This is a genomic window from Erwinia piriflorinigrans CFBP 5888, from assembly GCF_001050515.1.
GTDB lineage: Bacteria > Pseudomonadota > Gammaproteobacteria > Enterobacterales > Enterobacteriaceae > Erwinia > Erwinia piriflorinigrans.
This window is the reverse complement of record NZ_CAHS01000021.1, coordinates 212726-236136: the sequence shown is the minus strand read 5'-3', so window position 1 is coordinate 236136 and position 23411 is coordinate 212726. Positions and strand designations below refer to the sequence as shown.

The 23411-nt window shown below is 48.8% G+C and carries 20 protein-coding genes, 1 tRNA gene and 1 pseudogene; 9 read left to right on the top strand and 13 right to left on the bottom strand.

Features of this window, described 5'->3' with window-relative positions:
- Window positions 1-25 precede the first annotated feature (25 nt).
- Complete coding sequence (locus tag EPIR_RS15545; protein WP_023656436.1) at window positions 26-934, bottom strand: LysR family transcriptional regulator; 909 nt, start codon at window positions 932-934, stop codon at window positions 26-28.
- 433 nt (window positions 935-1367) lie between these two features.
- On the opposite strand from EPIR_RS15545, the gene EPIR_RS15540 reads away from it, so the two are divergent.
- Window positions 1368-2588 (top strand): MFS transporter, encoded by a 1221-nt coding sequence (locus EPIR_RS15540; RefSeq protein WP_023656434.1) that lies wholly within the window; start codon window positions 1368-1370, stop codon window positions 2586-2588.
- A gap of 106 nt (window positions 2589-2694) precedes the next feature.
- Here EPIR_RS15540 and queF read toward each other — a convergent pair whose 3' ends face one another.
- Genes queF through EPIR_RS15525 form a run of 3 tightly spaced genes read right to left on the bottom strand, consistent with a single transcriptional unit; the run spans window position 2695 to window position 5056 of the window.
- Entirely contained in the window at window positions 2695-3522 is an 828-nt protein-coding gene (gene queF, locus EPIR_RS15535) for an NADPH-dependent 7-cyano-7-deazaguanine reductase QueF (protein ID WP_023656433.1), read from the bottom strand.
- Window positions 3523-3551: 29 nt separating this feature from the next.
- Window positions 3552-4406: a queuosine precursor transporter gene (locus EPIR_RS15530; protein WP_023656432.1), complete on the bottom strand. Its 855-nt coding sequence runs from the start codon at window positions 4404-4406 to the stop codon at window positions 3552-3554.
- A gap of 38 nt (window positions 4407-4444) precedes the next feature.
- Entirely contained in the window at window positions 4445-5056 is a 612-nt protein-coding gene (locus tag EPIR_RS15525; RefSeq protein WP_023656431.1) for a helix-turn-helix domain-containing protein, read from the bottom strand.
- Window positions 5057-5457: 401 nt separating this feature from the next.
- Between EPIR_RS15525 and EPIR_RS15520 the strand changes: the two genes are divergently transcribed.
- Window positions 5458-6132, top strand: a complete 675-nt coding sequence (locus tag EPIR_RS15520; RefSeq protein ID WP_048697858.1) for a hypothetical protein — start codon at window positions 5458-5460, stop codon at window positions 6130-6132.
- A gap of 110 nt (window positions 6133-6242) precedes the next feature.
- On the opposite strand, the gene EPIR_RS15515 is transcribed toward EPIR_RS15520, so the two are convergent.
- From EPIR_RS15515 to EPIR_RS15505, 3 genes are all read right to left on the bottom strand, one after another.
- Window positions 6243-6650, bottom strand: coding sequence for a GNAT family N-acetyltransferase (locus tag EPIR_RS15515; RefSeq protein WP_023656430.1), 408 nt, complete (start codon window positions 6648-6650; stop codon window positions 6243-6245).
- Window positions 6651-7516: 866 nt separating this feature from the next.
- The gene (locus EPIR_RS15510; protein ID WP_023656429.1) at window positions 7517-8437 is read right to left on the bottom strand and encodes a M14 family metallopeptidase; all 921 of its coding nucleotides are present in this window, start codon (window positions 8435-8437) and stop codon (window positions 7517-7519) included.
- Between the two features lie 35 nt (window positions 8438-8472).
- Window positions 8473-9324, bottom strand: coding sequence for a DMT family transporter (locus EPIR_RS15505; RefSeq protein ID WP_023656428.1), 852 nt, complete (start codon window positions 9322-9324; stop codon window positions 8473-8475).
- Between the two features lie 94 nt (window positions 9325-9418).
- Here EPIR_RS15505 and EPIR_RS15500 point away from each other — a divergent pair, with 94 nt between their 5' ends.
- The 3 genes from EPIR_RS15500 (at window position 9419) to EPIR_RS15490 (ending at window position 13114) form a co-directional block, all read left to right on the top strand.
- Complete coding sequence (locus tag EPIR_RS15500; RefSeq protein WP_023656427.1) at window positions 9419-10276, top strand: LysR family transcriptional regulator; 858 nt, start codon at window positions 9419-9421, stop codon at window positions 10274-10276.
- 569 nt (window positions 10277-10845) lie between these two features.
- Window positions 10846-11775, top strand: coding sequence for a LysR family transcriptional regulator (locus EPIR_RS15495; RefSeq protein WP_023656426.1), 930 nt, complete (start codon window positions 10846-10848; stop codon window positions 11773-11775).
- A 154-nt stretch (window positions 11776-11929) separates the two neighbouring features.
- A complete protein-coding gene (locus tag EPIR_RS15490; RefSeq protein ID WP_023656425.1) occupies window positions 11930-13114 on the top strand; it encodes an MFS transporter in 1185 nt (394 codons plus the stop codon).
- A gap of 195 nt (window positions 13115-13309) precedes the next feature.
- On the opposite strand, the gene EPIR_RS18810 is transcribed toward EPIR_RS15490, so the two are convergent.
- Complete coding sequence (locus EPIR_RS18810; RefSeq protein WP_023656424.1) at window positions 13310-13480, bottom strand: hypothetical protein; 171 nt, start codon at window positions 13478-13480, stop codon at window positions 13310-13312.
- Between the two features lie 376 nt (window positions 13481-13856).
- On the opposite strand from EPIR_RS18810, the pseudogene EPIR_RS15480 reads away from it, so the two are divergent.
- Window positions 13857-14207: pseudogene (locus tag EPIR_RS15480) on the top strand (TIGR03747 family integrating conjugative element membrane protein); the annotation flags it as partial.
- A gap of 375 nt (window positions 14208-14582) precedes the next feature.
- Window positions 14583-14858, top strand: coding sequence for a tlde1 domain-containing protein (locus EPIR_RS19150; RefSeq protein ID WP_023656421.1), 276 nt, complete (start codon window positions 14583-14585; stop codon window positions 14856-14858).
- Window positions 14859-16363: 1505 nt separating this feature from the next.
- Here EPIR_RS19150 and EPIR_RS15470 read toward each other — a convergent pair.
- The 5 genes from EPIR_RS15470 to aspA all read right to left on the bottom strand — a co-directional run bounded on the left by EPIR_RS15470 (window position 16364) and on the right by aspA (window position 22057).
- Window positions 16364-16439: transfer RNA gene (locus tag EPIR_RS15470), tRNA-Phe, on the bottom strand.
- A 110-nt stretch (window positions 16440-16549) separates the two neighbouring features.
- Window positions 16550-17128, bottom strand: coding sequence for a transcriptional regulator (locus EPIR_RS15465; protein WP_023656419.1), 579 nt, complete (start codon window positions 17126-17128; stop codon window positions 16550-16552).
- A gap of 38 nt (window positions 17129-17166) precedes the next feature.
- A complete protein-coding gene (locus EPIR_RS15460) occupies window positions 17167-18882 on the bottom strand; it encodes a protein-disulfide reductase DsbD (RefSeq protein ID WP_048697849.1) in 1716 nt (571 codons plus the stop codon).
- Window positions 18883-19097: 215 nt separating this feature from the next.
- Window positions 19098-20399 (bottom strand): anaerobic C4-dicarboxylate transporter, encoded by a 1302-nt coding sequence (locus EPIR_RS15455; protein WP_023656417.1) that lies wholly within the window; start codon window positions 20397-20399, stop codon window positions 19098-19100.
- A 221-nt stretch (window positions 20400-20620) separates the two neighbouring features.
- A complete protein-coding gene (aspA, locus tag EPIR_RS15450) occupies window positions 20621-22057 on the bottom strand; it encodes an aspartate ammonia-lyase (protein ID WP_023656416.1) in 1437 nt (478 codons plus the stop codon).
- A 360-nt stretch (window positions 22058-22417) separates the two neighbouring features.
- Here aspA and EPIR_RS15445 point away from each other — a divergent pair, with 360 nt between their 5' ends.
- Both EPIR_RS15445 and EPIR_RS15440 read left to right on the top strand, forming a co-directional pair.
- Window positions 22418-22882, top strand: coding sequence for an FxsA family protein (locus tag EPIR_RS15445; RefSeq protein WP_023656414.1), 465 nt, complete (start codon window positions 22418-22420; stop codon window positions 22880-22882).
- A 212-nt stretch (window positions 22883-23094) separates the two neighbouring features.
- On the top strand, window positions 23095-23388 hold the full coding sequence (locus EPIR_RS15440) for a co-chaperone GroES (protein ID WP_012442682.1): 294 nt from the start codon (window positions 23095-23097) through the stop codon (window positions 23386-23388).
- The last annotated feature ends 23 nt before the right edge of the window (window positions 23389-23411 follow it).

The window sequence follows — 23411 nt, the reverse complement described above, 5'->3', positions numbered from 1 at the left end:
TTCGACCGACCTGGATAAGAAAATTTCATCCACCTTTTAAAATATCCAGAGCATTCAGGACAGACAAACGTTCTTCATCAAGCCGGGTGGCGGCATAGATATCAATATTAAGCTGCTGTGCTTCATGTTCAGGCAATTTCCTGTAGCAGAGTCCTTCCTGATGAAAGGTGCATTTTGACTGCGGCAGAAGGGCAAAACCGTTCCCTCCGGCTATGTGGGTCAGCATGGTCAGCGAATCATCAGGCTCTTTTATTCTCTTCAACATGCCGCCCAGGGTTGCAAAATACCTTTCACACTTGTCATAAAAGGTTGGATTAGCACTTCTGGAAAACCAGAAAAGAGGTAAATCACTGACCTCCTTTAGCGATACGGTTTCCTGTAAACTTGCCGGATGTCGTGCAGGCATCGCCAGGCGAAGAGGTTCGCGGCAAAGCCACTTGTATTGCACCCTGTCCTCGTGCCCCGTGCCTTGTTCACCTGTCAGAACTAGATCAAGTGTATTTCTGGAAAGGCACTGTAGGAGCTGGGCCGACGTCATATCAGGAATATCATCCCCCACACCCAGTTGACTGAGCTGTTTGCCGAGTGGATGAATGCAGGAAAAATGAAGCGTTCGGGTTAGCCCGATACGCAAACGGCTGTGATTGAGATCGGTGTTCGATTTTAACGCGTAAAGCTCCGCGAGGATTTTTTCTGCTTTGCTCACCAGTTCTCGTCCAGCATCCGTCAAATTTACCTTATGCGTGCTCCTGCTGAACAGCTGCTGCTCCAGAGCAGCCTCCAGGCATTTTATCTGTCGGGTAAGGGGAGGCTGGGTCATTCTCAAGCGATCGGCGGCACGGCGGAAGTTCAGTTCATGGGCGACAGCAAGAAAGCATTGCAGCTGCTTTACGCTGGGAAAATTATTGCCGATTAAGTGTGTAGCGATTCCCATTGCGTCCTTCCATGTTGCTGAAAAACTCCAGTTTAGCCGACTTTCATCGCCATTTATATCATGATGACTTTGTTTTGATACAAAAAAAGTATTACATATTTAACAATTCCGTTTAAGGTTCATTCTGATAAATTTAATGTGGAATGATTATTCAGATAAAGGTGGAGTAAATGATTCCAACGGTATTTGTTTTCCTGTTTGTACTGCGGGTAATGCAATTCTTTATCTGTCTATATCCTTTCAATGGCATGAAATAATGTGTTGGATGTAAAATGCTGCGTTTTCGCCCTCTATAAAACTGCTGGTGAATATATGCGGGGGATTATTTTTTTTCATCCCTTCTAATGGAATAAAAATGCCTTATTTGGAAAGATACGCTCATCTTTGTCACGTTGATTAGCTGTCTGATAATTATCGTTAAAGAGGTAAAAATATGAATTCGGAAACCCATCCGCAGCAAATGACCATCGGCTTATGGCTTGCGTTATTTGTCCTTGCCATATCCACATTCACTATTGTAACCACGGAGCTGGCTCCCGTCGGCTTGCTAACGCCGATTGCAGTCGGACTGCATACGACTGAATCTGCGATCGGAATGAGCGTTTCCCTCTACGCCTGGACAGGCGCTATTAGCGCGCTCTTCGCATCATTATTTCTTGGCAATATTGCCAAGAAACGGCTACTGCTTACACTGACTCTGATACTTCTTTTGTCTAATATATTGTCAGCTGTGGTCAGCAGTTACGCTGTGCTTCTTGTTGCACGCATCCTCGGTGCGTTAGCACACGGCGCTTTCTGGGCAATGATTGGTGCTACGGCTTTCGCCATGGTTCCGGCAAGATACATCGGGGTAGCGACATCGATTGTTTTCGGCGGTGTATCAGCAGCCAGCGTATTTGGCGTACCGTTAGCTAATTATGTGGGTATTCATTTTGGCTGGCGGCAGGCCTTCTGGCTGATGGCGCTTCTCTGCGTGGTCGGGTTTGTCGGCATGACTCTCTTTATTCCGCAGATTAATAGCAGGAGCGCTATCGGTTTTACCGCCCTCAAAGGCGTGCTGAAATCATCCACCTTATGGAAAATCTATGCCGCGACCTTACTGACAGTGACCTCTCATTTTGCGGCATTCACCTATATCGAACCCTGGCTACATACGCAGCCCGGCCTCTTAACATCGCTTATTCCGCTTGTCCTGTTCGTGTATGGCATTGCTGGCCTGGCAGGCAATTTTCTGACCAGCTTCTTAATTGATAAACATCTGAAGTTGACCGTTTCGCTGTCCGTCCTGCTTATCGCAACGGTGCTGGTTTTCCTCGGCCTTGCCGATGGCTCGCTTTCCCGCACGGCCATTCTGGCTGCGATCATTGTCTGGGGAGTAGCAGTATCAGGCATTTTTGTCGGTTTCCAGACGTGGGTATTACGCATCGCGACGGATGGCCCCTTCTCTGCTTCTGCTGTTTACGTTTCGTTTTTTAATGCGGCTATTGGCATTGGGGCTTCTGTGGGGGCCGGGATGGTATCTGCTTTTTCTGTTTCGTCGCTCTATATTCTGGCCGGCGTAGCGATTGGTCTGTCTGGCCTGCTGGTTGTCGCCATTCCAACCCAGGTATCAGAAAATCAAGCCATAACAGGGAAATCTTATGAGCCAAACTGATGAACTGATTCGCGATGGGCGGGAAATCATGAACCGGCTTGAGCCAGGACGACAGCCGTAGTGCGTAGTGCATGCGCCTTCACAGGAGGCGCACTGTTCACTTTTCTTATTGGCGTATTAATCGCTCTACGGGCAGGTCTTCCTCAAAATTACTTCTGAACGGGTTAATATCCAGGCCACCCCTGCGAGTATATCGTGCAAATACAGTGAGTTTGTCTGGTTTGCAATAATGGCGAATGTCACTGAATATCCGTTCAACGCATTGTTCATGAAATTCATTATGCGTTCTGAATGAAATAAGGTAGCGAAGTAAATTTTCACGATTTATTCTCTTCCCTTCATATCTGATAATAACGCTTCCCCAGTCGGGCTGGTTGGTAACGAGACAATTAGATTTCAACAGATTTGAAGCGAGCGTTTCTGACACCACATCGCCGGAAACAGAATCAAAGAGATAATCAGGATTAAATACGTAATTATCAATCTCAATATCCAGATGATCGATGCATTCTCCAGGCAGGGGGGCGATGAGGAAAGAATAATCATCGAAGTTGGTGTAGAGCTTAACCTTTACGTTCCCGCCTGCTGCTAATGACAAATCTTTTTCAAGTGTGGCGACAACCCTGTCAGGCGTAGTAAATTTTGTCTGATTGAAGCTATTCAGATAGAGCTTAAATGACTTTGATTCAATGAGATTATGGCTGCTTGCCGGTATAAAAAATTCTGCAACTGCCACAAGGGGTTTACCTTTATCGTTCAGCCAGGAAACTTCAAAGCCTGTCCAAAGATCGTAGCCCGAGAAGGGTAAGCTACCATGCTTTACACTGATTTCATCCCTGCCGCGTGAACGTGGCAGGGATTCCAGTAGTTCAGGGGCATAGTGCTGGGTATAACCCGTATTTTTACCCAGTAGCGTTATTTCTTCAGTTTTCATATTTATGTCTTTTATGATTTTTAATGAGTTTATTTATGGATATATCTTCTGAATAATTCACGTACAGCATAGATTGGACCAACACCAACCAGCGCGTACCCAATTTTTATGATGAATATGGATACAATCATGCTCTTGATGGTATCGGCACTGAGAACCTTATAAAAGGCTAATGTACAGAAAATAATACTGTCAATAGCCGACGCGATGATGTTACTGCTAATCACGCGTATAAAAAGATACCTTGAATTCGTTAACTCTTTTATCTTACAAAGTATCATTGAATTGATATTTTCTGACACAAGATAGGCCGCTGAAGAGGCAAAGAGCACGGCGATAATACTGTGAACGAACTCGCTATAAAATGCGTTTAGTTCCCATTCTGCCAGACCGGGCAGGAGACTGGTAACCCATAGTCCTGTGACAAAAAGGATGTTTGAGATGAACGAGATAAAAATAGTTCTTCTCGCCATTCGTAATCCGTAGAATTCGTTGATAATATCAACGAGAATAAATGAGAGCGGGTAAAAGAATATAGCGGGGGGAACGACAAAGTTTATCACAGGAATAATAATGGGCTTTACACCACTGACAGTGCTCAGAATGTAAATCACAGTGAGTGCAACACTTATTATCAAGTAGGCATACCAGGAACGCTCATGCCTGTCGCCCAGATCGTAGGAAGTTTTAGTTTTAGGATCACCATAGAGTCGACGATAGAGAGCTTTTAATTCATGCTGATTGAAGTCATCCGAGATTTCACTGCCCTCGAGTTCTTCCAATCCGATACTGATATGTTTCCCGGTAGCAAGGACCATCACATTGGCTGTAATAACATTTGAACGATTAAAACCAAGCAGTTTATATCTTTTGTTCTTTCCCATATTTAACTCATCCTTAAATATTTATTTGTGTATGGTTCTTACTGAATTCTTTCTTCAATGACAGTACCCAATAATGACTCTGCTTCATGTGTCATATACAGAACGTGATGATTGTTCTCTCTGACGAAGATTTTATTCTGACTGGAGTAAAATAAGGCAAGCTGATTATCTCTTGGTGGGGATTTTCTTTTTATAATCAGGATGTCACCTGGAAAGAAAAAATCGTCAATTTTCTCCTCGACTAACAATGCAACCATATTTGATGCCTCACCAAAAAACCACGTCACAGGATATTGAGTGACCAGACTACCAATTCGGTTTTCGATATTAGAGAGAAAATCAGATTGTGGGATCACTGGGATCGCCGCAGGGTTCTTATTTCCGTCAGGGGAAAGCGTGTTTTCTACAAGTTCAATATGTTCTAAATTGTGATTCTCAATAACTTCGCAAGTGACCCCGAAGAAGTCCGCGATACGGGTGATGGTTGAGCGCTGAACATTGTTCACCTTTCCGTCTAATATTTTGTATAAGGTGGCCCGGGTGACACCTGTACGATTTGCAAAGGAAACTTTAGTCTCGCCACGGCTTCTTATTATATATTCTATATTATTGATTATATTGTTTTTTCTCTGAGAGCCCGATACGTTCATTAGTTGTTGTTCCTTTCTGCTATCTCACACAATTCTATAAATAAATGTGATGATTATCAATAATTCCTTAAAAAAGTTTACATTAAAAGATACATTTGTAAATCGCTAACGTCTTTTCTGAATATTAATTTTACTATATATATCAGTAGTATATTGTTTTTTTCTTGAGAAGGAGCCATTTGTGAGTTCTTTTTGTCAACTTTTATGTTGACTTTGTTTGGCGAAAAGCATTAATTTATTTGCATAAATTGATAGTTCAAAATTATAAAAGACCTTTTTTTAGTTTTTTCTGCCAACACCAGGGACCCAAATAGTCAGTCTTCTGACTGTTTTATACACGGCACGGTGGAGTGCCTTGAAGCCTGTCGCAGTGTTTCAATAGTTCTAAGATGGAATTAAGAATGATGAAGTACGAGGGAGTATTTCCAGAAGGCACCCGAGAGTTACTTGTCGTGGATGCCTGTGTGTTCAGTCGGCAGGCAATCTGTCACTTGTTACTTGCGTACCCCGCTCCAATCAGAGCGCTGACTGCATTGGGTAACAGACCGGAAGAGAGTGATTATCCCGTTACCGGCGTTGTGGTGCACCCACGGGGGATTTTGGCCGCACAGATAGAAACTCTTCGGGAGCTGGCGGCACTGATGTCACGACGGCCGGTTCCAGTGGCACTGGTGACGGATATGTCGCCATTCTGTGCGTTTGCTCTCTTGGAGCTTGCAGGTTTGCCATCAGAGCTTGCGGCATATGTCCGTGTGGTACCAGCGCGCCTTCGTGCAGAGCGATTAGGCTGGCTGCTCCATCTCACCCTGCGCCACGACTGTCTTATACCTGGGGTGAACCGGTTCAGAACCGAACTCTCCCCGCTATTATTGACTGCACTTATTTACATGATTGTCGGCATACCAGAGTTGACGCAAGCGCGGGTTCAAGATCAGAGCATTAAAACCATCTACAACCGGCGTTTTGCGGTTCTTCGCCAGCTAAGGGTATCAGGGCAGCACGCCCTTTTGTGTGGCTGTTTTGTGTCGATGGGGCGTCTCCGGGCGCGGCGCGAAAGAAAGATAAATAGTAATTAAATAGAGACAGAATAGCGTCTGCAAATCTTGTAACGCGATGGTTACCAATCTTAATGGCATGGGTGGTGTTTAAATGATTCACCACCCCTGCTCATTTAAACACATGCTACTTATAATACTTTTTTAAGATAGTACCTTGTTACGGATTCGCCACAGTCCAGCTCTCCAAATATTTGAAAGCCGCAGCGTAAATAATAATCTGGTGCCTGAAAATTGAAGGTATCTAACGTGATAAAATGACACCCTATTTCTCTGGCTTTGCTCTCTGCATTTTCCAGTAATTTTTTCCCGAGACTCAGGCCTCTTTTTTTCTCATCAACCCACAGTAATTGTATGTACATCCCTGAACCGTAAACTTCACCAACTATTCCCGCAATAAGATTCTCTTCATCGTCATTAATATAGAAACACACCTCTTCGAAACGATTATTGATGAACTTTGAGTTATACTCATTAAGGTGATTAGAAATTAATTTTCTGGTTTCATCATGTTTTTCTTTGGATTCAACTATTTTCATGGGAAGTTCCTTGTTGTAAATTGTTGTGCTGATTCATTCAGGTGATTGCTATCATATGACGTTTTTAATTCCACAGTCAATTTTTCACATTTTATTGAGTCTTGTTTTTATACAACATTGAATAAATTCACATTCAATAGAGGTGAATTTCTGGGGTAATATGGCAGCGCCTGTCAGGTGACTATGACCCCGTCCGCCGTGCTGACTCAGCATTTTTGTTACCGAACGATGCCGTCACCGCCTGTTGCCAACGCAGCACTCAGCCCCAGCTCGTTCCGTCTACGGAGCAGCCATTCAACAGACTCTGCTGGTTCTCTGAGAGGCTTAAGATCGAATGCGCAGAACGGCGACCTGATGAGAAAGGTTTTTCCGTGATTATGCTGCCGAAAAAGCATAGTAACCAGAGTCAGTTGCGAAACACTTTTATTTCACTATTTTTCATCCGATCGGCTTCACAGTTTTTATCGTTATTCACATTAAACCAGAATAAGCAGTTGCCTGGATGATGGTAGTTTAATAACCTTTAGTTATTGTAAGGTCTTTATTTTTACCACTATAAGGAAAGCGTTATGAAAAAAATAATCCTTGCTCTGGCTATTTTATTTTCCTGCTTTTACGCTAATGCGAACCCGATAGGGCAGTGCACTTCTGACGGAATGACGGACTGGAATTGTGTGTGCCAGATATGGTGCTCAAATGGAGACGGTGGGGCTGCCTGTAATTGCGATCTGCTTCCCCTGTAAACCCTCGGCATTCTTTTGGCCGGAGCTTTATTCTTTACGATCCTGCTCTGGTCTGAAGGGTGAATATGCCGTGGGGGAGAGTTTACAGAAATAAATTGATCCTCCCCCTTTCAAAATCAGGTGTTACGAAGGATTTGCCAAGGCAAAATCCAGTGCTGCCCTGATAGCAGCGACCTGCGCACGTATACATTCTTCAGGATCGGTTTTGTTGTTATCGGGATACACCTCGGTTGTGGTGGTGTACCTGGCGTCACTGATGGTTGAGCACAGCCCGTACTCTCGGTTTGGATACTCGACCACGCCGGGGCCAATGGTCGGGTAGCCCAGCAGCATCCCGTTTTCACCAGAAGGGGCGATGTGTGTCATTTTGCTGACGCTCTCGATGATGGCGCTCTGAAAATCAGGTCGTGAGTTAGCCGTATCGCTGACCAGATAAAAGCCATCAGGAATGTTCTCAGGCTTATAAATCTCACCATCTCGAGCGGCCAGAGCGGGGCTGAATTCACTTTCATCGGTGTCGGTAGTTTCGTGAAGATCAACGTGCACGAGGATTTTTTCTTTCCATGGCGCAACCAGGGCCATGAGCGCATCGGCCTCAGCGCTTTCGCCGCCGACACGAAACTGTCGGTTGGTATCAATAGCGTTATAGTTCCACCGGGTTATACGCTCATAAGCCCACGGGCTGACGCAAGGTGCAATCAAAAGGTTTATTCTTCCGACGTATTCATCTGTGTGTTCATGCAGAAAGCGAAACGGTGCGAGAACGCCACTGGTCTCATACCCGTGCACTCCGCCGGTGATAAGTGCCACCGGAAGTGAGTTATCCCAACCAGACGATCGGAGTGCGATTAGCTCATAATTCTCTGATGCGTAGTTTAAATGCCCGTAAATCGTCAACTCGGCACGACGTGCGGCTTTTCGGAAAAGCGCCAGAATTTCCCCGTAACTACGCTGTTTCCGCTGCTGATTACGCCACGCATCTATCTCTTGCCGCTGCCAGGCTATTCCAGGCGTGCCGATCGGATAAAAGTATTGTTCAGTCATTCTGTTCTCTTCTTTATTAATTGCGGCCGCATCTTTCACGCCTGTTTATTGAATTGTGTCGATAATATCGCAGCCCCGACTATCAGGCTTGCGCCAAAACCTGTACTCAAGTTGACCGGTTGTGCAAGCAGTATCCATGCAAGCAGAATGGCATAGACCGGCTCCAGGGCAATAATGAACGATACGCTTTTAGCGCTGGAATCTCTTGAGCCAAAGATGAGCAGCGTGAATGCCAGTGCTGTGCAGAATATCCCGAGGATCATAAGCATGCCAAGGTCCTCGAATGAGGATTGAAAAAGCCCTCGTGCTCCAGGAAGTGAAAAAAGGGTACAACCTGCGCATAGCCACAGACTGGATTCCAGAGGCGTAGCGCTGGTCCGGACGTAGCGGTTAAAAATAATAAAGATAGCGTTAGTAAATCCTGCGGCGATGCCCCACGCAAGGCCCGGAGAGAATATGGCGCTCCCCGCACTGTTGTGAGAGATGACCAACAACCCGGAAATTATCAGTATGATGATAATACCGTCTGTCGCAGAGGGCAGCTGACGGACGATTATCGCTTCGAACAGAGTGACGAAAGCCGGAAAGCATGCAAAACCGAGCGTGCCGACTGCAATCCCGCCCTGCTTAACGCCATTAAAGAAGCAGATCCAGTGCAGACCGAGAAGTGCACCGCTAAGCATTAGCCTGCCAATATCCGACAAGCGTGCGCGTGTCGAACATCGGACAAATACCAGCATAATCGCTGCCAGAGCCAGAAAGGCAAATACCCCGCGACCAAATATCAGCGTCATAATCCCGGAGTCTGCTCTATTGCCTATTAGAGCCGAAAGCCCAAAGAGCAGCGTGCATGCATGTACAAAAGCGAAAGACTTTACATTTTTCATATGCCGTCCTGTAAATGGCTGATTGTAAGTCGTCGCAAAGTATCAATATAATGAATAATTCAGCTACCACCTATTCGAAAATCAAATAGCCTTTATGAAAGTGCCAAACCTCGAAATTGCCTGGTTAAAAACTTTTTTGACCGTAGCCCGCCTGGGTTCCATGACAGATGCAGCGAATGTGCTCTGCCGCTCGCAGTCGGCCATAAGCATGCATATAAAGAATATTGAGGATAATCTTGGCAGGAAGGTTTTCAGAAGAGGAGACCGTAAGCTAACGCTAACGCCCACTGGCGAAGAGCTGCTACAACATGCCAGCAATATTGTGGCCGTCTATCACTCAGCGATGCGTTCTCTGTCCGGCTCCGACGTCAGAGGTCGTCTTACTTTTGGTATCCCGGACGACTATGCAATGCGTTATCTCCCGCCAGTGTTAAATTCATTCAGCGAGAAATATCCGAATATTGAAATATCACTAATCTGCGAACCCTCTTCATCCCTGATCCCTAAAATAGAAAGGGGCGAGATAGATGTGGCTATCGTCACCCGAAACGGGAGAGTGACCGGGGAACACCTTTTTAACGAACCGCTCGTGTGGGTAGGCTCGCCACGACACCACCTTCTGAATAATAACCCCCTCCCAATTGCCATCTATGAGCAGGGAAGTGAAGCAAGAGATATGGTCATTACCGAAATGGCCCGGCGTGGAATTAATTACCGGATAGTTTACAGCAGCCCTTATGTTGCTGGTCAGATAGCGGCTGTTGAAAGCGGTATGGCGGTAACGGTGCTCACGCGTTGCTGCGTCCCCGAGCATGTAAGCATCATCAAAAGTGATTTTCTGCCACAGCTTAAAGATCTTGAAGTTGCAGTATTAACCAGCATTAAAACCGAATCGTCAGTATCAAGCGGATATTTGGCGAGAGAGATAATTGCAGTTTTGAGAAGACGTTAAGTTGACCAGTCCCCCTGTATGGACATGTGTCAATGTTTTTTATGCCCTCATTACCTACGTGCGAACTTCAGCTCCTCACTATTAGCAGTCGTAAATCGTTGTTGCTGGCACCCCTGTGCCACAAACGGACATTAACGCCCTGGACTCGAGTTAAAGTACCCTTCAGATAACTTGTAATCATCTGCATCCCGCTGAAGAGACTTTGCATTTTGAACGGTCTGAATCACCTAACAATCACTGTAAGTGATGTTTGTAGAAGCTTTGATATTTACGTCAATACACTTGGTTTTATACCTAAATCCAGATAGACCAATGGGGCTTACCTTTGTCTGAGTAATCTGTGGCTTGTTTAACTTCACATGAAGAAAATATTCTGTGGGGTCGTGCTTGATAAGCTGCATAATTTGATTTCCGGTACCTTAATGATACGAGGGGCTGAGTGACTCAATGCCCCGAGGGGAAAGAAGGAGCCACCGGTGGCTTTCGGGGCTTTATTTACTGTCGGGAATAAGCATGGTATAGAATCAGACATTGATAAATGTACTGTAAGTCGCCGCTAAGTTAACTTTATGTGTACTTTGTTTTCAGCAGACTCCCTGCGGGGAATTACCAACTTTGTCATTACGGCAAAATCTAGCAGCTTTACTGAGGCCGCGGAGCAGTTGGGGATCACCAAATCAGCCGTTGGTAAAAGCGTGGCACGGCTTGAGGAGAGACTGGGTACGCGGTTATTTCATCGCTCAACCCGTAAACTCAGCCTGACCAGTGATGGAGGGGCTTATCTAGCAAGCTGCCTAAACGCGCTTGAAATCCTTGATGCCGCAGAAAATACGCTCAGCCGACGGCAGGAAAACCCTTCCGGCGTGGTTCGGATTGATATGCCTGCCTCGTTCGGTCGGGAATTGGTGATGCCGCTTCTCATTGACCTGACCGAAAAATATCCTGAACTGAGGCTGACGTTAACGTTCAATGACAGGCTTATCGATCCGGTTGAAGAGGGGGTCGATCTGGTTCTCCGTCTGGGGGAGCTTCAGAGTACCGACGAGCTTATCGCTCGCCGCATCAGTAAGCAGCAGCTGATGTTTTGTGCCACCCCGGCTTACCTGAAATATCATGGTGTGCCGACTGAGCCCGATGCGCTCAAGGCACACCGCTGCATTATGGGCTACCGACGGGGGGCTCCGCTTGCCTGGCGAATTGTGCCGCCCGGCGGGCGTGAAATCCGGTTTACGGCGAGTAATGCCCATCAGATCAGTGACGGTGACGCAATTGTTAAAGCCTGCCTCGGGGGAATGGGCATTGCCCAGTTGCCAGAGAGCATGGTGAACCGGCATATCGACACCGGCGATTTGATCCAGGTCCTGTCTGACTACACTCCACCGCCCGTTGAGTTACACGTGCTCTGGCCACGAACCCGGCATCTGATCCCTAAAGTGCGTCTCATCGTTGATGAGCTGCTAAAACGCGCCGCAACCGGTTACTTTGGTCAGGTGGTGTAGACTTAAAGTTTACAGTAAGACGATTTAATAGCGGTTTATCACACTTTTCCTGCCATATAGAATTTAACGGTGACATTCCGTCACTTTTTCACCAGCTGATGCCAGTGGACGGTAAATTCCACAGGTATTCGACCTAATTGACAGGAACATAATTATGCCATTAGCTCTCTGGGCGCTGGCGATTGGTGCATTCGGTATTGGAACCACTGAATTCATAATCGCTGGCCTGTTGCCCGTCATCGCAAATGAATTCAGTGTCTCCATTCCCGTTGCAGGAAATCTGGCGACCTCTTACGCGCTGGGCGTATTTGTTGGTGCGCCAGCGCTGATTATTCTGGGATCAAAAATCCCTAGAAAAGCCATGCTGGTTTTTCTCATGGGGCTTTTCGTCGCGGGTAACCTGATCACAGCTTTTGCCCCGACTCTGGGCATAGCGATTGTTGGAAGGGTGGTTACCTCTATGACCCATGGCGCTTTCTTCGGTATTGGATCGATCATTGCAGCGGAGATGGTTGCACCGTCGAAACGCGTTCAGGCGATCTCGTTCATGTTCATGGGGCTCACGGTCGCGAACCTTATTGGCGTACCTGTAGGGACCTGGATTGGGCAGCATCTGTCCTGGCGTACCGCTTTTAGCATCATTGCCGTTATCGGTGTGGTCACTATCATCAGCGTTGCGTGGCTCATCCCGCACCAGTCGCGCCCAGAAAATCAAAACTTTGCGCATGAGTTTAATGCGTTCCGTAATGTGAACGTGCTGCTTGCAATGGGAATTACAATCCTTGGCCCGGGCGCGTTCTTTACCTCTATCACCTACATTGCACCGATGATGACGGAGCTTGCCGGTTACAGTGCGAGCAGTATTACTTGGCTTATGCTGCTGTTCGGACTGGGACTGTTTATGGGGAACCAGCTCGGCGGTCGTTATGCTGACCGTGCTCTCATGCCCATGCTGTACTTCACACTGGCCGCGCAGGCCGTGGTGCTGTTTGTCTTCAACTTCACCGCCCACAGTCAGATTATGTCTGCAATCTGCATTTTCCTGATGGCAGCCTTTGGTTTTGCAACCGTTTCTCCTATCCAGAAACTGGTTATGGATAAAGCTCGGGCCGCCGGTGCGCCAACGCTCGCGTCCGCCGTGAACATTGGCCTGTTTAACTTGGGTAATGCACTGGGTGCGTGGCTGGGGGGGCTTGTTATTGCCGCCGGTTTTGGTTTGAACTCACCTAACTGGGCCGGTGCTATTCTGTCAGTTGGTGCGCTTATTCTGGCTGTTATTTCCGGTGCAACGGACAAAACCGGCCACGTTGTCGGCAAGTCTGCCAACGAACACAGCTAAAGTTAGTACCACCCCCTATTCCCTCTCACGCAGGCCTGAATGTACTTCAGGCCTTTTACACCCTCAGTCACTATTGCCGTCATGACACACTAGGCAGGCTTTCGTTGAAGCTGAATAATGGCCAAAATAAGCCCCTAAAGAAGGAGATCAGGTATGTCTCGTCCCTTTGGGGACATAAAAGCGGCCTGAATTATTTCAGGCGACAGCTATACGTGCGTCAATCATGAGTTCATCCGCGCCGGTGTATTCCTGGAAACGCCGTAGCGTAAAGCCAACCTCTTCTTTATTACCCATTGTCGTGCAGGCGAGTTCCTCCTTTATGGCCTTGAGGTGCATATCAGGAATACCAGTCAGGTGATCTTTCACGGGACGGGGCCGGAGGCCTGCTCGTCCTTAATTCCTGTTAACCACCCAACTGCGATGCGATCTGGCAATAAACTCGGCTTTCTCCCAGGTATCCACGGCAAAAATGTTAATCCCCGCCATCACGCATCGCGAGCTCAGATATATACTCGGATGGAAGTTGCCCCGGTAATGTCGGATGATCTGCTGCAAATTACAGGGGGGAAAGTGGGAGGTAAAGCAACCCATCTGAGCCGCGAGGCTGGCGCCCAGAATCCAGACGGGCACATTACGCGGCCCCGGTGGCGAACGCACAGGCTGGTTCCCATTATCCGCCGGATAGTCGATAAGCAGGTGTACGTCGTCCGCCCGCTCGCGTTCGTTAAGTGAACGCCCGCGAATGGTGAGCTGGCTGGGGGAATATCTGCAGGCAACCGTGTGGGTTATGCTGATTTTCTTTATCCGGGTGATGATCCTGTTTCTGAGCCTGCCGCTTTTCCTGCTGGTTGTGATAACCGGCGTGGTGGAGGGGCTGGTGCGGCGGGATCTGCGCCGTTACGGGGCAGGGTATAAGTCGAGTTTTGTTTACCATCATGCCAAACGCTTTATCAAACCGGCGCTGTACGGTCCCTGCATGCTCTATCTGGCGTGGCCAACTGCGGTGTGGCCAAACCTGCTGCTGCTGCCTTCGGCGCTGTTGGTTGGTGGGGTATTGGCGGTGGTGACGGCATCGTTTAAGAAATATTTGTAGTATGCCTCTTGGTCGCGCCGCTTTAGGTCTGGCATTCCTGCTGACAACCCGATCGGTTGTTTGAACGCCTATTCTGTAAACATGTATACTTTCTTAAGTATATGGATTGTGATGGAAAATAATGAATGATTCAGATGAGCATGATATACGATGATGATGCCCGACGTTCCGGGCGGGCTGTTCTCACCGTGTACGGAATTGGTACATTTTCAGTACTTTCAGGACGTGAAAAATTTATCAATAACGTAAACTGTTCTTACGTTACAGATTAAGGTTCTATCCCTGTAGGTGATTACTGGATAGTCAAAATGCCATCGTGTGGGTTAGCCAACACAATACTCCGGGAAATAAAAGATATGGTGAACCACACTAACCATGATGAATGGTCTGTTCAGCGCACAAACCGTATCCGACAGCGTATTTGTTAATGGTGTAAAGCGTGGCCAGTTCAGATTACACCTACTAAGACCAGATGGTTCAGGTGAGTCCTGGGGATGTATAACCTTCTTTAAGGTGAGAGATTTCCAACAAGTCAGAAGGGCTTTACTCCGCACACAGCAGGTCAGGGTATCCGGATCTCGTGCTGGAATGATGGCTTATGGCAAAGTGTCAGTGAAAGGAAAGCCGGATTATGCGAAGTGTGATGTCTAAAATTATTGCCTCGATATTCTTCCTGGTACTGGCCTTCTGCATTACAGCATGGGTAAAACCAATTAATCGCCTGTATCTTTGGTCTTCTTCTGAACTTTTTGATTTTTTAAGATCCAGCCAGTTGATAAAAGGCGATTACGAATGGGGTTTGGATTCGGCAAGTAATATTATGCTAATCGTTTTTGTATTGGTTATAGCCATAGTGCTTTCGATTTTGTTCAGGGTTATTAAAAAAAGAGTGTAGTTGGCAGGCGATAACAATATTCACCTGTCTGGCAAACTTGGCGGTGCCACATTTGGCACTTCCTGCGCATAAAGACATTACTTTCAGCGCTACTTTCCTGATGATTTCGCGCCCCTCTTGCCGCGATAACCACGTCCACTCGGTTGCAGCTGGAAAATGGCGGGATGTTCAGTTCCGATCGTTACAGCCCCGGTGTATCTCATGACCTAATCCTGCAACTTTTGGGTAAATGCCGTGCCAGAATGAATGCGTGTAATCATTGGTGGTCAGATATATCGCCAACTCTGGGAAACATAATGAGTCCACAGGAAACAGGCGGTGCAGTCATGTGGGATCACTGAATAGCAAAATACGGATACTGGAGAGTCAGTGTTAGGGGATACCGAAATTAAGAATGCTGTAAACTGGCATTGATTTCTGATAAACCAAAAGCTGAACATGGCTTTGCGTTAAATTTCGGCTTCCCTTGTAAAACGATTTCCCTCGATTAAATATGGATATTGGCAGCGGCTTTGGGATCTACATGTTAACCATTCATCGGATCCAATCTCAGGCCCCATGTGATTTTCGTCAGCTTTATTCATTTGTTCTATCCATCGTTCTCTCTTTTTGTCGCAATTATCTGCACCTGCTCCATATGAAACAGAGATAAAGCAACTAAAGAAAATGATTTAAGAATTTCCTTCATATTTGTTTCTCCATGTTAATGTTATTTCATTATTAATAGAACGACTAATATTACATTCATGTCTTTGCAACAATTAGCCTAAGGAAAGCGCATGGCAAGTGTGTTCTGAATTATTTTTCACTTGCGTTGAAACTAATGAAAATTATACTTTGGACCATAAAAGAGGGCAGGCCCGCTTATAGTTTTCTGTAAGTTTGGTATTTATCACCTCTGATTACGAGGGGGGACGTAAATGAATCTATTCACTGGCGCTGTAGATTGTGGGGAGATTATGCGTCATATAGATGGCGCAGGATCTGTTAGGGCACTCCACACCGGCCGTTACGCTGCAATATGTCGAGAGTTATATTGAAAAGGTGAGGTTCGTGCTGGAACAGCTCGATACGTCCTAAGTAAAATCTTGATTCAGATCTATGCGTTTTTTTATAAAGATGGAAAAAAGAGGAGGGGAGGGTAAATACATCCATCAATGGTTTTTGATGGATGTGAAAAAACCCGGATGATGCGCTAACATCATCCGGGTTACTGTCATGCCCGTTAGGAATACACTTCTTAACGAACAGGCTCTGAAGATGGTGCCCGGACTCGGAATCGAACCAAGGACACGGGGATTTTCAATCCCCTGCTCTACCGACTGAGCTATCCGGGCAACGGGGCGCATTAAACCGTAAAGGCCGTTCGGCGTCAACGGGTTTGTCATAAAAAAGCGCTAAAACCCGCTCAACTGCCTGCTTTTTATTCGTCTGGAATAAAAGCTGTTCAGCTCAGCGCACCGTTCTTACGGCACAGCGCAATGCTCAATACATCTTCAGCCAGACGGCGAGCGGTCTCTACTTCCTGTACTTTACGTTTTACCAGCAGGCGTGACAGACAACCTTCCAGAATCAGCTCCATCTGATGAGCCACCAGCGGCGGGTTATCGGTTTCCAGCTCGCAGAGCAGTGCGTGGGTAAATTGCCATGAGGCCTGCTTTTGCAGCTCCGCGACCTCGTGGATAGGGTGTTCCGGCTGTGGATAGAAGCTGCATGCTGCAATAAACAGACAGCCGGGATAGCGCTGATTGTTTACCGCTTCCGATAGTACCTGATAGCGCGCCAGCAGCTTTTGTTCGGCACTTAGGCTGTCATCCAGCAGCAGTTTGCGCCGCCAGGCGTCAATCTGCTGACCGTGATAACGCAGCGCGTCATACAGCAGCGCATCGCGATCCGGCCAGAAACGTTTTAGCTGTTGTTCGCTGTATCCCAGTTCATCCGCCATCATCTCCAGAGAAGTGGTCGCGGCGAGTCCATGTTGCTCCAAAATGCTTAGAGCCTGTTCCAGTACCTGTTCACGCTGCACGCGGTTCTCCTTATTTATCGATCAAATCTTAGTGTCGTTTACCGTGCCAGTTTCTGCAAATGTATGCGGAAGTCCGAAGGGGCCATAAAACCCGTCACGCGTGAACCGGGAATTTCGTGTCCATCGGCAGCAAAAAACAGAATGGTCGGCAGGCCCAAAACGTGCAGATGCTGGAGCAGGGCGCTGTCGCTGGCGTTATTGGCGGTAACATCTGCCTGTAACAGCTGCATATTATCCAGCGCGGCGCGTACCTGGGCATCCCGGAAGGTGTATTTATCAAACTCTTTGCAGGCCACGCACCAGTCAGCGTAGAGGTCGAGCATGGTCATTTTGCCAGCGCTGTTTTGCAGCCGTTGGTTAAGTTGCTCAACATGAGTGACGGGCTGAAAGCTGATTGGGGCGCTGGCTTGCGGGGCAGGCGCATGGCCAAAAGCCCAGTCCTGCAATGGGCGGGCAGCGATGAGCATGGCACCTAATAGTAGAATTTGCAGCACGCGCAGCCAGCCGAGGTTGCTCTTCAGGCTACTGATAAAGGCCCAGCCGAAGAACGCCACGCCCAGCCCACTCCACATCCGCAGGCCCCAGCTTTCGCCGACGATGCGTTCCAACAGAAAGACGGGCAGCGCAAGAATGACAAAGCCAAACCCTTCTTTGACCGTCTGCATCCAGGGGCCATTTTTCGGTAAAAGACGATTACCGAACAGAGTAATGGCGATCAGCGGCAGGCCCATGCCCAGCGCATACAGATACAGCGTCCCGGCTCCGGCCAGCATATTCCCACTCTGGGCGATATACAGCAGGATGGCACTGAGGGGGGCGGTGGTGCATGGGGAGCAAATCAGCCCTGCCAGTGCCCCCATCAGAAACACGCCCGGCAACGATCCGGCCTGCTGGCGATTACTCCACTGGGTCAGATGGGTTTGCAGTGCGGAGGGGAGCTGTAGGTTGAACAGACCAAACATCGACAGCGCCAGCAGGATAAACAGTGCCGAGAGCGCGAGCAGCACGGCAGGTGCCTGCAATGCGGCCTGAAAACGCAGCCCGGCTGCCGCGACCACTATGCCCATCAGCGTATAGGTTAGCGCCATCCCCTGTACATACAGCATGGCGAGTGTGAACAGGCGGCCCAGACTGTACTGACGATTACCGCCGAGGATAATAGCGGAAATCAGCGGATACATTGGCAGTACGCAGGGAGTAAAAGCCACGCCGATACCGATCAGCAGCGCCCAGAGTGCGGAAAATGGCAGCGAATGTTTATCGCTGGTCTGAACCGGACTGGCTGGCATGGCGGCGTTTGCCGGCGAAGTCTGCGCCGCAACGGCGTTTAAAGGCACATGACGCGTTTCCGGTGGATAGCAGAAACCGGCTGCGGCGCACCCCTGATAGCTCACCGTGAGCTGCGCACCATCAGCCGCCTGAGTCAGGGTTAGCGGCAGCGTCAGATTGTCGGTGTAAACCGCCGTTTTACCATAGAATTCATCTTCGTGCGGCTCACCCGTGGGCAGGTTCCACTGGGCGAGCGTCGCCCCCTGGAGGCTAATTTTGACCTGCTGTTGATACAGGTAATAGCCCGGCTTAATCTGCCAACTCAGGGTAAGACGCTCATTTTTCTGGGCGAAGTCAAATGCAAAAGCTTGGTTCACCGTGACAAACTGGCTGGTGGTGTTCTTTCCGAACGGCGCGGCGCTGGCATTCAGGTTGAACAGGGCGGTTAACAGCAGGAAAATAAAAGGCGTGATGCGCTGTGCCATGACGGTTATGTGCTCTCTCCATGTGAATCGGGCAATGGCGAAGATCAGGATTCTGGCCATTCCTTATACTGCGAACACGGATAATAGCACGACAGGCCCGGCTGGGGGTTTTCAGGATGTTGCACCCAAGCCGGAGTGGGCCATAAATTGTCAGTTTAACAAGATAGGTGAAAATCACGGCCGACCGCTGTGTACGATCGGCCTGTTTAGCACCGTTACAGCAGGATCCCTGCCAGCAGGAAACCAAAGGCCACCGACAGGACGATCGCCAGCGTGCCGGGCACCAGGAATGAATGATTAAACACAAAGCGTCCAATACGCGTAGAGCCGGTATCATCCATCTCAACGGCCGCCAGTAATGTCGGGTAAGTCGGCAGCACAAACAGGGCAGAAACAGCGGCAAACGACGCAACGGCGACGGTCGGTGAGACGCCCAGCATCAATGCAGCAGGCATCAGCGCTTTGGTAGTCGCCGCCTGTGAATAGAGCAGGGTGGATGCAAAAAACAGGATAATTGCCAGCATCCACGGATAATCATGCAGCAGACTGCCCGCAACCTGTTGGATATCGCCGATATGCGCTTTCACAAAGGTATCTCCCAGCCATGCCACGCCCAGCACGCAGACACAGGCGCTCATACCTGACTTAAAGGTGCTGGCATTAGGGATCTCTGCGCTATCAATCTTGCAGGTAAAGCAGATCAACATCGCCACCGTCAGCATAAATACCACGATGGCTTCGTTACGGGGCAGCACCGGATTATCGATCAGGCCCACCGTACCACTGATGGCGGTGGCGTACAGAACCACTGCGACTATGCCTGCCAGCAAAAGCAGCACCGAACGTTTCGCCCCGGGTTTCTCCTTAAACTGTTTTGCTCCCCGTAAACTCACTTCCCCTTTTGCCAGACGGGCCTGAAAAACCGCATCGTCTTTCAGCTCTTTGCCCAGGAAATTCGTGATGACTGCGGTGATGAAGATGGCAACCATCGTCGACGGAATGACTACGGCCAATAGCATCAGGTAGCTAATCCCTTTTGGCTCAAGGATCCCGGCCATAAATACGACCGCAGCGGAGATGGGGGATGCGGTAATGGCAATCTGTGAGGCAATCACGGCAATCGATAACGGTCGGGAAGGGCGCACGCCCTGCTCCTTTGCGACTTCGGCAATGACCGGCAGGGTGGAAAATGCCGTATGTCCGGTTCCTGCCAGCAAAGTCATCAGCCAGGTTACCAGCGGAGCGAGCAGGGTGATGTAGCGCGGATGCCTGCGCAACAGACGCTCGGCCAGACTCACCAGATAGTCCATGCCGCCAGCCACCTGCATAGCGGCGATGGCGGCGATCACCGCCATGATGATCTCAATCACATCAAAGGGGATAGCTCCCGGCTTGACCTGAAATCCCAGGGTTAATATCAGTACCCCGAGACCACCAGCGAAGCCAATGCCTATCCCTCCCAGCCTGCTACCTAAATAGATAGCGACAAAGACGACAATAAGCTCTGGTACTAACATGTTGCATTCCTCAAATTTTTGATAACGGGCTGTTAATGATTTGTGCGCTGTAAAAAGCAAAAAGGCGCGCCGTTGTGGGAACCGACGCGCCTTAAATACCTGTCATACTTCAATCCGCAGATGCGCGGGCTTTGCCCGCTCATCCCAGTCTTGTCATCATCTATGCTGTCCGGAAATTACCCGTCTGCCGCATGAGTTATGCAAGATAGTGTTCCTGAGTCTTATTTTTCATTTTCATCGGTGTAGCGCCTGGCTTTATACACGGGGAACATCAGGTTCTGCGTTGAGAAAATATCGTCCAGTTCGCTTTCGGTCAGCAGACCGCGTTCCAGTACCACTTCGCGCACGCTCTTACCCGTTTCGGCGCAGATCTTACCGACGATATCGCCATTATGGTGACCAATATAGGGGTTGAGATAGGTCACGATACCGATAGAGTTAAACACGTAGGCTTCACACACCGCTTTGTTAGCGGTAATACCGGCGACGCATTTTTCCAGCAGGTTGTAGCAGGCGTTCGTCAGAATATGAATCGATTCAAACAGCGCCTGGCCAATCACCGGCTCCATCACGTTTAGCTGAAGCTGGCCCGCTTCCGACGCCATCGTGACGGTGATATCGTTGCCGATCACTTTGAAGCACACCTGATTGACGACTTCCGGCACCACCGGGTTAACCTTGGCGGGCATGATAGAAGAACCGGCCTGCAATTCAGGCAGGTTGATTTCGTTCAGGCCAGCGCGTGGGCCGGAAGAGAGCAGGCGCAGATCGTTACAGATCTTCGACAGCTTGACCGCCAGGCGCTTCAGCGAGCTGTGTACCATGACATAGGCACCGCAGTCGGATGTGGCTTCTATCAAGTCTTCGGCCGGAACGCAGGCCAGGCCGCTGACTTCCGCCAGTTTTTCCACTGCCAGATGCTGATAGCCATCCGGGGTGTTGAGGCGTGTACCGATTGCCGTTGCGCCGAGGTTGACCTCCAGCAGCAGTTCGGCGGTGCGCAAAATGCTACGGATCTCTTCGTTCAACAAAACGTTAAAGGCGTGGAACTCCTGCCCGAGCGTCATTGGCACTGCATCCTGTAACTGGGTGCGACCCATTTTCAGGATGGTATTAAATTCCACAGCCTTCCGTTGGAAGCCTTCACTTAATTGAGCAATAGCGTCGAGGAGTTTCAGAATAGAGCTGTAAACCGCGATGCGAAAACCAGTGGGATAGGCATCATTAGTGGACTGGCATTTGTTGACGTGATCGTTCGGATTGAGGAACTGGTACTCCCCTTTCTGGTGCCCCATGATCTCCAGGCCGATATTCGCCAACACTTCATTGGTGTTCATATTCACTGAAGTGCCCGCGCCGCCCTGATAAACATCGATCGGGAACTGATCCATGCACTTACCGTTGTTCAGCACTTCGTCACAGGCGCTGATAATGGCATTGGCCACGTTGCGCGGGATCGTTTGTAGTTCTTTGTTCGCCAGCGCCGCCGCTTTTTTAACCATCACCATGCCGCGCACAAACTCAGGGATGTCGCTGATTTTGCTGTTGCTGATATAGAAGTTTTCAATCGCACGTAGAGTATGAACACCGTAATAAGCGTCTGCGGGAACTTCACGCATGCCCAGCAGGTCTTCTTCGATACGAATGTTATTAGCCATGAGAACCTTCTTTAAGGAGTACCGATAAAATCATCACAATATTACTGCCTGTTTTTGCAGGTATCAGCCGGTGGGTCTTGGGTCGCCTGCGGTAGCATTTTATCTCTTTGTGTCGGGCCGAGCACCATCATATTCTGACCTGGTGCAAAAGCCTGAAGCTGGATCACTCAAACTCACTGTCATATCAAACGGTTTCAATCATATGTGATCTTGGTCACAATGAAAGTTCCCAAATGAATTTCAACATGATCAGTTGAAAAACCGGGTTAACGCTCCCACTTTCTATAGTGTGTGTCGTAACAAACGCCATTTTCTGCCGCCGTGCATGCCGCGAGGCGGCCATTGATACAGGAGAATACGGTGCGCTGGTTACCGTTCTTAATTATTTTTGCCCTGGTGTGGATCGAGATTTCTCTCTTCATTCAGGTTGCCCACGTCATCGGGGTGTTGCTGACGATGCTGCTGGTGGTTTTCACCTCCTGTATTGGCATTTCGCTGGTGAAAAATCAGGGAATGAAGAACTTTATGCTGATGCAGCAGAAGCTCAATGCGGGCGAAAGCCCGGCGGCCGAGATGATCAAAAGCGTATCGCTGGTGATGGCGGGTTTCCTGCTGCTGCTACCGGGCTTCTTTACCGACTTCATTGGCCTGCTGCTGCTGCTGCCACCGGTACAGAAGCATTTGACGCTCAAGTTAATGCCGTATCTTAAAGTGTGGCGCGGGCCGGGTGCAGGCCCGGATAGCGGATTTACCGTCGACGGTGAGTTTGAGCGCAAAGAGGTCAAACGGATTGAGCGCGATGACGGCAACCCTCCCCAGCAATAATCGACACGGCGCGCACCTGACGGGCGCGCCGTTTTTCTATCGGCATTCCCTGTTGGCTAAAAAAGCGGCAAATGCCACAGTTAATAAAAAAATTCACCCCTGGCCCTTGAAAGGCTCCCGGTACGGCCGCATCTCATCCGTCACGAGGTCGGTAGCCAATGTAGCCCGGCTTTCATCCCAAACTGATTGGACTTCTCAAAGGAGAGCTAACAATGAAAATTCGTCCATTGCACGATCGTGTTATCGTCAAGCGTAAAGAAGTTGAATCCAAATCTGCTGGCGGCATCGTGCTGACCGGCTCTGCGGCGGGCAAATCCACCCGTGGCGAAGTGCTGGCAGTTGGCAACGGCCGCATCCTTGAAAGTGGTGATGTGAAGCCATTGGACGTGAAAGTGGGTGACGTGGTCATCTTCAGCGAAGGCTACGGCGCGAAAACCGAAAAAATCGACAACCAGGAAGTGCTGATCATTTCAGAAAGCGACATCCTGGCGATTGTTGAAGCGTAATTAACGCGTAATTCACTGAACGT